The following is an 11097-nucleotide window of genomic DNA, read 5'->3' on the forward strand; positions in this document are numbered from 1 at the left end:
CGAAGCTGTTGAAGAATTGAAGAAGATTCTTTCGAAGGATCCGAGGAACATCGATGCCTTTGTGCGGCTCGGCCTCATCTACGCGAGACTGAAACAGTACGACGAGGCGATGAAGACCTATCAGGAGGTATTGTCCTTCGACACGGGGAAGCCTGAGGTATATCTCTATCTCGGGATAACGTATATGCAGATTAAGGACTACAAAAAGGCGGAAGAGACCTTCAATGAAGGGTTGCGTCTTCCCAGCGGCAATGACGACCTCCTCTTCAACCTCGCGGTCGTCTACGAAAAGACAGACAGGTTTGACGAGATGGTATCGACCCTTAAAAAGGTCATCGAACTGAACCCGGACCATGCTGACGCCCTGAACTATCTCGGATACACTTATGCTGATAAAGGGATCAATCTCGATGAGGCACTTTCGCTTATCCGGAGGGCGCTCGAGCTGAAGCCCGAGAGCGGTTACATCATGGACAGCCTCGGATGGGTCTATTTTAAGATGGGCCGTTACGAAGATGCGCTCTTCAATCTTAAGAAGGCCGCTGAGATTGTTCAGGACGACCCTGTAATCTACGAGCATCTCGGTGATGTCTATGAGGCCGAAGGGAAGGGTGATGAGGCGTTGAAGGCATGGGAAAAGGCGATGGAGTTGCATGAAAAGGAAGAGGGTCTCAGGGAGCGGGTCGAAGGAAAGATAAAGAACCTCAAAAATAAAGGCGGGACCGGTGAACCTCATTAGGGAAGGTATCATTGGAAGATGTTGCCGCTGAAATCGGGCGCGGCCTCCCGATGATCGAAGCCCCCGGGCTGTGCGCCGTTTGATTCTTCTCGTGCAATGCTTACCCTGAAGGCTCCGGCAAAGATCAATTGGTTCCTCGATGTTTTCGGCAAGCGGGACGACGGCTACCATGATATCGTGAGTATCATGCAACGCGTTACCCTCTATGATTCGCTGACATTCGAGCACTCTGACCAGATAGAAGTCCTTTCGGATGCGAACATACCCCTTCGTGAGAACCTCGTTTACCGGGCCGCGGCATTGATGAAGGGGAGAACTCGGCATGCGTCGGGTGCTCGGATCACGTTGAAAAAAGAGACCCCAATGGCTGCGGGTCTCGGAGGCGGCAGCAGTGATGCGGCGTGCACCCTCGACGGTCTGAACATGCTCTGGAATCTGAACCTGAGCCGACAGGAACTCGCGGTGATCGGCCAAGACCTCGGCTCGGATGTTCCCTTCTTTTTTCACGGGCCTGCCGCTGTCGTCGAAGGGCGGGGTGAGGTCGTTTCACCGATGAGGTTGGACAGCGTCTGCACGCTTCTTCTCGTGAAACCGCCGATAGCCGTATCCACGGCATGGGCATACACTCAGGCTGATACCATGGGACGGAAGGTGTTGACAAAGAACGATAATTTTATTAAACTGTTTCGTCAAGCCCTTGAGGACAGGGATTTCTCACTGCTCTCCACGATGCAGAAGAACAGTCTCGAGACCCCTGTTATCGGGAGGTATCCGGTCGTCGGTGAAATTAAGCGCGCCCTGACGCAGAAGGGTGCAGTATTCTCTTCGATGAGCGGAAGCGGGCCGACCGTATTCGGCGTATTCCTGTCGGAAGAGGAGGCAGGGAAGGCCGCGGGGCACATGTCGTCTCATTGGTGTAAGGTTGTGAAGACCATGGGCCGTGACGAGTAATCCGGAACGGAAGAAGACCTGAAGATAATTCCGGTGCGTGGTTTCAGCGCAGCGGGCATAGCTTACTATGGATGAGAAGTTGGGGCGTCGACAAATGGCAAGTCAGGAGAATTTGGATCTCCCAATTGGAGGTTCGAGTCCTCCCGCCCCAGTAAACGAAAGAGGCGAGCAGTGCGCGGTAGGTGGTCGGTAGTTGAGGGATGCCGCCTATCTCCCTGAAGACTCCTGCTGCTTGCCGGCGACTATTAACCTGTTGAATCGAGTGGAGGAAAGATGCCAGAGGGCATAAAGATCATCAGCGGAAACGCTCACGTTGTCTTAGCCAAAGAGGTTGCCGATAGCCTCGGTATCTCTCTCTGCGACGCGACCATTACCAACTTCAGCGACGGTGAGATCATGGTCCAGATAAACGAGAACGTGAGGGGAAGCGATGCATTCGTCATCCAGCCGACCTCTCCCCCGGTGAATGACAACATCATTGAACTGCTCCTCATGATTGATGCCCTGAAGAGAGCCTCTGCGGCGAGGATAACGGCGGTAATCCCCTATTACGGGTATGCGCGGCAGGACAGGAAGGTTCAGCCGAGGGTTCCGATATCATCGAAGCTCATTGCGGACCTGATAACGGCGGCGGGCGCAAACCGTGTGCTTGCGGTAGACCTGCATGCCGGCCAGATTCAGGGATTCTTCAATATCCCGGTTGACCATCTTTACGCTTCCGCTATTATCGTAGATTACGTCCGCAAACGGGCCCTGAAGGACCTTGTCATCGTCTCTCCCGATGCCGGCGGAGTCGAAAGAGCACGGGCTTTTGCGAGGAAACTGCAATGCTCGCTGGCGATTATCGATAAGAGGCGCGAAATGGCGAACGTGTCCCAGGTGATGAATGTAATCGGTGATGTCTCGGGTCGGGATACCCTGATCCTCGACGATATGATCGACACCGCAGGTACCACAACGCAGGCCGCGTTGGCCCTGAAGGAACAGGGTTCGAGGAAGGTGTATGCGGCTTCAACCCACGCGGTCCTGTCAGGACCTGCGATCGACAGAATTAACGAATCAGTCTTGGAAGAGGTTATCGTTACGAACACGATACCCCTCGACACGAAGAGAGAGCGATGCAAGAAACTTACCGTCTTGAGTATCGCTTCCTTGCTCGCGGTAGCGATAAAGAGGATTCACGAGGAATCTTCAATAAGTTCACTTTTTGCATAGAGGAGGATGGTTATGGAAAGGGTTGTCTTGAATGCTGAAAAGAGGGAGGCGTCGGGGAAGGGCGTCGCACGCTCGCTGAGAAGGGAGGGGAGGATCCCCGCGGTTCTCTATCGGGGAGGGACCTCCACGCCGATAAAGATCGACAGGAAGGAACTGACGAAGTTCATTCAGGGAACAGCCGGGGAACAGGTTATCGTGAACCTTCAGTTCTCCGGTGGCGAAAACAGGCTCGCGCTTATGAAGGACTATCAGGTTGACCCCCTGAAAGGGGAGTTGCTCCATACCGATTTCTTTGAGGTCTCGCTCTCTGAAGAGCTGGTCGTCACCGTCCATGTGACGACGACCGGCGAGCCGATCGGCGTCAAGCGAGACGGCGGCTTGCTTCAATTCGGAATCAGGGAAATCGAGATACAGTGCCTTCCGGACAAGATTCCCGGACATGTTGAGTTGGACGTCTCGGGTCTCGAGACGGGCAAATCGATCCATGTCGGCGACCTGGCACTCGGTGAAGGCATCAAGATCCTCAGTGATCCGGGCGGTCTCATAGCGATTGTGACGGCACCGGTGGTCGAGGAAGTTGCAGCAGCGCCGGCCGCCGCTCCGGCCGAGGGGGCTGCGGAGCCGGAGATCATCAAGAAGGGGAAGAAGGAAGAGGCTCCGGGAGAGAAGGCTTAATTGTGGGTTGTGGCCGGTCTCGGTAATCCCGGGGCACGGTATGCGAGAACGAGACACAATATCGGTTTCATGGTGGTCGATGAGATCGCCGAGCGCCTCGGCATAGCGTTTAAAGAACGAGAGCTGTGCAGGATAGGAAGGGGCTCCATGGAGGGTGATGAAGTCATCCTCGTGGAGCCTTTGACGTTCATGAACAGGAGCGGCGTTGCGGTCAGGCTCGCGATGAAACAGTACAATGTCCGGCCGGAGAACCTGATAGTGATTCAGGATGATATCGACATGGAAACAGGAAAACTGAAGATACGGAAGAGAGGTTCTTCAGGCGGCCACAGGGGAATCGCATCCGTCATGGAGGCCGTCGGAACGAGGGAATTCACGAGGGTTAAGATCGGCATCGGCAGGGATGAAACGATGGAGGCTGAAGAGTACGTCCTCAGAAAGTTCAGAAAGGACGAGCTGCCTCTCATCAGGGAGGCCGTCACGAGGGCTGTCGATTCGGTCTTCGAGATCGTGACGGTCGGCACGGACAGCGCGATGAACAGATTCAATTAGAGGGCAGCGGTTTCCCGCCGACGAAAAGATCGGAGCAATTGCCCTTCAGGAAGATGTACTCCTCGTACTTTCGACCATGAGACGCGCCATCGTCTTTGCAAAGGCGACGGGGTCCCTTGGCTTTGTGCCCTCCATTAACAAGGCCTGATCGTAGAGGAGTTCGATATATTCCTGAAGCATGGTACTCTCCCCGTCCTTCTCAAAGAGTGCTTCCAACGCTTCGAAGAGAGGATGGGACGGGTTGATTTCGAGAATCTTCTTCGAGGCCGGCACGTTCTGTCCCATCGCCTGCAGGAGTCTTTCCATCCTGGAATCCATGGCCCCGTCATCTGCCACGAGACAGCAGACGGAATCCTTCAATCTTCCCGAGAGCCTGACGTCTTTCACCGCATCCTTCAGACGTTCCTTGATGAGTTCGAGGAGTTTCCGATACTTCTCTTCCGCCTTAACGCGGTTTTTCTCTTCGGCCTTGTCGAGGCTGATCTCCCCCTTGAGAACGGATTTGCATTTCTTCCCCCTGTACTCGAATCCTGACATGACGAAGTCATCAATCTCATCGAGCATGATGAACACTTCGTACCCCTTGTCGTAAAAGGCCTCGAGATAAGGCGATTTCAAGACTTCATCCCGTGACGTTCCGGTAATGTAATAAATTGCTTCCTGCGCGGCATCCATCGATTCCGCATAGTTCCGGAGTGTAGTATACGTCCCGGCCTCCGTCTTTGTGGATTCAAAGAGGAGGAGGTCTGCTATCGTCTCTCGACGCGAGAAGTCAAGATGGAGACCCTCCTTCAGGATCCTGCCGAATTCCTTATAGAACAGGAGATAGTTATCATATTCGCTGGACTTCATCTCGCCGAGGGCTTCGAGCACCTTCCTCGTGATACTCTTCCTGATGACCTCGACCTCCCGGTTGTTCTGGAGAATCTCCCTCGAGACATTTAGGGGAAGGTCGGCTGAATCGACCACACCCCTGACGAACCTCAGATAGAAAGGAATGAGTTCCTCGCAGTGTTCCATGATCTGAACCCGTTTCACATAGAGGGTCGGACCGCTCCTGAAGTCTCTGTAGAAGATTTCTGAAGGCAGTTTTGACGGTAAGTAGAGGAGCGCAGTGAATTCGGAGGTCCCCTCCGCCCTATAATGGATGACCTTCAGGAAGTCTGAGAAGTCATGGGAGATATGCCGGTAAAATTCACGGTATTCTTCCTGCGATATGTCCGACCTCTCTTTGAGCCAGAGCGCCTTCCTCGAATTGAGAATCTCTTCCTCAGTTACCGTGACCTTCTTTCCCTTGGCAAGTTCGGACTCTTTTTCCCTCTCGACTTCCATGACGATAGGGTGCTCAATGAAATCAGAATATTTCCTGACAATCCCGCGTATCTCCCATTCGTCAAGATACTTTATCTCGTCAGTATTCATGTGGAGCATTACGTCCGTGCCCTGCTTTTCTTTCTCAACCTCTTCAACGGTAAAGGTGCCGTCGGCCGTCGATTCCCATTTCACTCCCGGGTGAGCTGCCCCGCCTGCTTTTCTGGAGACGACGGTAATCCTGTCTGCAACCATAAAAGAAGAATAAAAACCGACACCGAACTGGCCGATAAGCTCAGGGTTGTCTTTGACATCCTTGCCCTGGAGCGCTTTGAGAAACTCTTTTGTGCCGGAGTGTGCAATCGTACCGAGCGCCTCGATCACTTCTTCCCGTGTCATGCCGATGCCGTTGTCGCTTACGGTAAGGATGCCGGCATGTTTGTCTGCCGTTATCCTGATCTTATAACCCCCCTCGCTTTCGAGCATGGTGCTGTCGGTGAGAGACCCGTAGCGGGCCTTGTCGATCGCATCGGACGCATTCGAAATAAGCTCCCTGAGGAATACCTCCTTATGGGAATAGAGGGAGTGGATCATGAGGTCGAGGATCTGTTTGACCTCCGTCTTGAATTCGAATTTCTCCGTAGTCATGTCTTCCCCTTCAACGCGTATTTGGCGAATACTATAATACGAAAGCAACGAGCAGGCATGCAACGGCGAAACCAGGAAAGAAGATCCGATCCGTCATCTTCTGCTCCCCTCGTATAATTCATACTCTAAGAGCCTGCATTCAATGGGGCCGTTGAAAAAAAGGAGCTTCTTCTTCGGCTTTAATCGCACCTTTTTAGCAAGCTCGGGATTTCCCGTAAAGAGATAGCCGGTATACCCCCTGCAGTTCTTTTTAAAGAAATCGCCGATACCCTTGTACGTAACTTCGAGTTCGGATAGTGTTCCCATCCGTTCGCCATATTCGGGGTTGAGCACGATGACCCCGCCTCCCGCGGGGACCGGAGTTTCGGCGTAATCGGCTGTCCCGAACTCTATGCAATGCTCAACACCCGCAGTGGTCGCATTCTGCCTTGCCGCGTCGACCGCGAGAGGATTGAGATCAGTGGCGACGATCCTACAACCTGAGGCCTTCTTTGCGGCAGTCCTCGCCTTCTCGCGCAATTCTTTCCAACGGGCTTCGTTAAATCCTTTCAGGTGCATGAATCCGTAATTGGATCTCAGGAGGCCGGGGGCTTTGTTCATTGCGATCAGCGCCGCCTCTATCGCCAGGGTTCCGCTGCCGCACATGGGATTGATAAAGTTTCCCCGGCCGTTCCATCCCGTCGCCATGATAACGGCCGCTGCGAGGGTTTCCTGCATCGGCGCTTTGAGGGGAATCTTTCTGTATCCGCGCCTTGAGAGTGGTTCCCCAGATGTATCGAGATAGAGAGAGCACTCTTCGTTTTTCCAGTAGAGATACAGAACAGCCTTGTCTCTTTCGGGCCCGGAATCCGGACGTCTTCCGCACTGTTCATACATCCTGTCGACGATCCCGTCCTTGCACTTCAGATTCGCAAAGCGCGAATCCCTGATAGCAGGATTGTCGACAGCGGAGGTGACGCAGATATAACCGTCCTCATGGATATAATCCTCCCAGGCGATATCGGTAACCCCTCGGTAGAGTGCATCCGGATTTCCTGCCCTGAAGGAAGCGACGTGAAAAAGGACCCGATGGCCGGAACGAACGAAGAGGTTGAGGGCCATAGTGTCATTGAGACTGCCTTCGGTCGCAACGCCGGCGGTGGTTTCCGCGAGGGCAGGAAAACCGAGAGAACGCAATTCTTCCCGTAAAACTGGAGCTATCCCTTTCGCACAGGTAATAAGAATTCCGCGCCTTTCCATGACACTATCGCCACCTATCGAGAGGGTCGGCCTTTTCCTTACTCAACATTCCGACTCAAATAATTCAGTTGCCCCGGGGAACATGGCGATGAAGGGGGGATAGAGAAAGAGGCATGTTCGGTCATCGACCGGGCGCCTTCCCATCGAGGAGGATGTAGTCTGCATCATCCGTTGTCGCGGTATCGATTCCGATATGGCCGGGCATTTCAGGGAGTATCACGGTATAACGCAAAATCGACTGTCTCCTGATCTGCTCCGGGATGCCCCTCTTCCAGGAATGACCCACTCCCGCGAGGACGACCATGGTCCGCAGGGGATTCTTCTTAAGAAATTCGACGAGATGCCAGGCCATGGTTTTGTCCCAGACCATCTGGGCCTCGCAGAAGAAACGAAAAGACCTGGCATCGTTTTGAAAGCGGTCGCCATGGACTCTTCTTATGAAATCCATATATGCTGCGTCAATGTCACAGGTTATGCCGGGAGGCAGTTGTTTCATCTCTTCGACAGTGAGAGAGGAGAATCCCTCACGGGAGACCTTTCGGGAAATTTCATTCGGAACGTTCAGCCCGATCATCGGGATCCCCCTGTCCTTTGCAAAGAGAAAAATCGTTTTATACCACGGCCAGGGAGCGCCCCAGTTTTCATAATAAAGCCGCAAGAAACTACTCATTTCAAGCTTACCCGCGGTCCAGAGATCGAGTTCCTTCTGACTGTCCGCGCGGAACATCTCGAGTCCGAGCGCGAGGGGAACTCTCGCTTCATCAAGTGATTTTATGACATCAAACTGGGCGAGGTGGTGTTTTTCGTTGTCATGAGATTCCCCCACAAAGATTATGCCGCTCAATTTGATATCATCAATCATCTGATTGAAGGAAATAATCTTGCTGTCACTCACCCGTAACACGCGTTCGTATGCCGCGCTGTCTCCCGTCCGGAAAACGGATAGGAGCGCCAGAAGGAAGAACAAGAATATGGTATACGTTTTCATCATTTTGCCTTCACGTTTTTCTCTGGTGTGTAATAGGTTTTCTTCCCCCGCAGGTATTCCTGTTCAACGTGACCGCCGTAATCATGGGGATATTTATATCTCTCACCATGCCCCAATTTCTTGGCGCCTGGATAGTGGCTGTCCTTCAGATGGTCGGGAACCTCCATGGTCTGCTCATGTTTTATGTCTTCCAGCGCCGTCTCAATTGCACGGTACGACGCATTGCTTTTGGGTGCGGTGCAGATATAGACCGTTGCCTGTGCTAGGGGGATCCTCGCCTCGGGCATGCCGATGAACTCCACTGCCCGGAGCGTTGCTGTGGCGACGAGGAGGGCCATAGGGTCTGCCATCCCGACATCTTCGGAGGCGCATATCACGATCCGGCGCGCGATAAATCGCGGGTCCTCTCCGGCATAGAGCATCTTCGCGAGGTAGTAAATCGCAGCGTCGGCGTCCGACCCACGCATGCTCTTGATAAAGGCAGAAACGGTATCGTAATGCTGATCCCCTTTCTTGTCATACACAACCATCTTCTTCTGAATCGATTCTTCCGCGATCTCCATTGTTATTCGGATGATCCCTTTTTCATCAGGAGAGGTCGTGAGGGCTGCGATCTCGAGCGCCGACAGCGCCTTCCTTGCGTCTCCATCGGACATCTTCGCGATATGCCTCAAGGCGTCTTCGTCTACGGCCATCTTGAGATTGCCGAGACCCCGCTCGCTGTCCCGAAGGGCGCGGCGGAGAATTTCCGAGATAGCCTCCTCTGCGAGCGGTTTCAACTCGAATATCTGGCTCCTCGAAAGGAGCGCGCTGTTCACATAGAAGAAGGGGTTTTCTACGGTCGCCGCTATCAGGGTGATGTTGCCTTCTTCGACGTCGGGCAGAAGGGCGTCCTGCTGGAGTTTGTTGAACCTGTGAATTTCATCCAGAAAGAGGATGGTGCGGATCCCTCTCCCCTTCTGCGCCCGCGCGTTCTGAATGACTTTTCTGAGGTCGTCGAGACCCGCCGTTGCGGCATTGAGCCATTCGAAGCGGGCATCTGTCTTTGCCGCGATAATTCTCGCTATAGCGGTCTTTCCCGTGCCCGGCGGACCGTAGAGAATCAAGGAGGTTATCCTGTCGGAATCGATCGCCCTCCTGAGAAGTTTCCCCTCACCGAGGATATGCTCCTGTCCGAAATACTCTTCGAGGTTCCTCGGAGACATACGAAACGCGAGGGGTTGACTCATTGTTTCCTGTCCAAACAGATCCATATAAAACTCTAACGCTTTTTTAAAGGATATGTCCAGAGACAGCATGGCATATACCTCGTTTAATGGCTATGACCCTCCGGCGCTGAATCCTAGTAACCCGAAATCCGTGGTTTTGCATGTCAGCAAAAGAATTTGCGAATGTGCAAAAAATATTCACTTGAGTATCTTTTAGAATCAGGATGATAGCCTTAGCACGGAACCTGCATAAATATGTTTGCCTGGAAAATAGAAGAGAAAACTGATAGACTTTTAACTCGCTAACGAGGGAGGAAGAAATGTCAAAGAAAACGGCCGATACAAAACAAATCTGTCCTTTCACCCTTGAGCCTTCTCAGAGATGCTCCACTTTCAGAGCGGCGAGCATCAAGAAGATCTGCCCCTTTACTCTCGAACCCTGCCTCCATTTGACGGGCGGCTGTCAGTTCAGATAAGAGCGGAAGATATCCTGCTGTTAAGGCTCCGCACCTGCATCTCCATGGCTGCTGTACTCGTATCGTTATTTTGCCGGTCATTATGAATAACCCATCGTGAAGAGAATTCTCCATGTCGATATGGACGCCTTCTTTGCGGCCGTCGAGCAAAGGCGCCGCCCCGAACTCAAGAGCATTCCCGTTGTCATCGGTGGCAGCGGAGACCCCAGGCAGCGGGGGGTTGTTTCAACGGCATCCTATGAGGCGAGGAAGTTCGGGATACATTCGGCGATGCCCCTACGGACCGCGTATAAGCTCTGTCCGCAGGCTGTATTTCTCCCGGTCGATTATGAGGAGTATTCGAGAGTTTCTGAAAGAATAAAGAAGCTCCTCCGGGAGTTCAGTCCGGTCATGGAGGATGTGGGGATTGATGAAGCCTTTCTCGATATTTCTGAGTCCGATACTTCATCAGAAGATATTGTCCGGGAGTTGAAAAAGCGAATCAGGAATGAGACAGGCCTCACCTGTTCCATAGGAATCGGACCGAACAAGCTTATCGCAAAAATCGCCTCGGACATGGAGAAGCCTGACGGGCTTACCATAATTACGGAAGAGGACGTGGCAAGCCGCATATCCCCTTTGCCGGTGAGAAAGCTCTGGGGAGTGGGACCGAAGACGGAGGCATATCTAAAAGGTATAGGCATTGGGACCATCGGCGAGCTAGCCGCCGTTCCTGTCGAGAGACTTATCGAGTGTTTCGGGAAATCATATGGGACCTATCTCTTCGAGGCATCGAAGGGAAGAGACGAGAGTTCCCTCGTAACGCACTGGGAACCGAAATCTTCGAGCAGGGAAACTACCTATCAGAAAGACACTGACAACTGGCAGGTGCTCGCAAGAACCCTTGCTGACCTCACGAGGGATGCCGTTGATGACCTGAAAACGAGAGGTTATTCCTGCAGGACCGTGACGGTAAAGATGAGGTTCAGTGATTTTAAGACCCATACGCGGGCAAAGACCCTCGCCGAGCCGGCAGATTTACTCGAACCGATACGGAGGGCTGCCTTCGAATGTCTGAACAGGTTTGAACTGAAAAAGAAAGTACGCCTTATAGGG

General features: G+C 53.0%; 10 protein-coding genes and 1 tRNA gene. 7 read left to right on the top strand and 4 right to left on the bottom strand.

The genetic code is table 11. The features are described 5' to 3' along the window. From VEI96_13180 to pth, 6 genes are all read left to right on the top strand, one after another. On the top strand, positions 1-739 hold a 739-nt coding region (locus VEI96_13180; protein ID HXX58947.1), incomplete at its 5' end, for a tetratricopeptide repeat protein. A 96-nt stretch (positions 740-835) separates the two neighbouring features. Continuing rightward, the gene (gene ispE / locus VEI96_13185; GenBank protein HXX58948.1) at positions 836-1690 is read left to right on the top strand and encodes a 4-(cytidine 5'-diphospho)-2-C-methyl-D-erythritol kinase; all 855 of its coding nucleotides are present in this window, start codon (positions 836-838) and stop codon (positions 1688-1690) included. 80 nt (positions 1691-1770) lie between these two features. Beyond that, a tRNA-Gln gene (locus tag VEI96_13190) sits at positions 1771-1842 on the top strand. A gap of 121 nt (positions 1843-1963) precedes the next feature. After that, positions 1964-2905: a ribose-phosphate pyrophosphokinase gene (locus VEI96_13195; GenBank protein HXX58949.1), complete on the top strand. Its 942-nt coding sequence runs from the start codon at positions 1964-1966 to the stop codon at positions 2903-2905. Positions 2906-2917: 12 nt separating this feature from the next. Further along, entirely contained in the window at positions 2918-3580 is a 663-nt protein-coding gene (locus tag VEI96_13200; GenBank protein ID HXX58950.1) for a 50S ribosomal protein L25, read from the top strand. Between the two features lie 9 nt (positions 3581-3589). Beyond that, a complete protein-coding gene (gene pth / locus VEI96_13205; protein ID HXX58951.1) occupies positions 3590-4132 on the top strand; it encodes an aminoacyl-tRNA hydrolase in 543 nt (180 codons plus the stop codon). Between the two features lie 45 nt (positions 4133-4177). Here pth and htpG read toward each other — a convergent pair whose 3' ends face one another. The 4 genes from htpG to VEI96_13225 all read right to left on the bottom strand — a co-directional run bounded on the left by htpG (position 4178) and on the right by VEI96_13225 (position 9547). Beyond that, positions 4178-6091, bottom strand: coding sequence for a molecular chaperone HtpG (gene htpG, locus VEI96_13210; protein HXX58952.1), 1914 nt, complete (start codon positions 6089-6091; stop codon positions 4178-4180). 93 nt (positions 6092-6184) lie between these two features. Then, positions 6185-7330, bottom strand: coding sequence for a hypothetical protein (locus VEI96_13215; GenBank protein ID HXX58953.1), 1146 nt, complete (start codon positions 7328-7330; stop codon positions 6185-6187). Between the two features lie 121 nt (positions 7331-7451). Beyond that, positions 7452-8321 carry a ChaN family lipoprotein gene (locus VEI96_13220; protein HXX58954.1) on the bottom strand — a complete coding sequence of 290 codons (870 nt, stop codon included), beginning with the start codon at positions 8319-8321 and terminating at the stop codon, positions 7452-7454. After that, positions 8318-9547: a replication-associated recombination protein A gene (locus VEI96_13225; protein HXX58955.1), complete on the bottom strand. Its 1230-nt coding sequence runs from the start codon at positions 9545-9547 to the stop codon at positions 8318-8320. The genes VEI96_13220 and VEI96_13225 overlap by 4 nt, the downstream gene beginning before the upstream one ends. A gap of 551 nt (positions 9548-10098) precedes the next feature. Here VEI96_13225 and VEI96_13230 point away from each other — a divergent pair. Then, positions 10099-11097, top strand: a 999-nt coding sequence (locus VEI96_13230; protein ID HXX58956.1) for a DNA polymerase IV, incomplete at its 3' end; no start/stop codon positions are given.

This window comes from Thermodesulfovibrionales bacterium (assembly GCA_035622735.1).
GTDB lineage: Bacteria > Nitrospirota > Thermodesulfovibrionia > Thermodesulfovibrionales > UBA9159 > DASPUT01.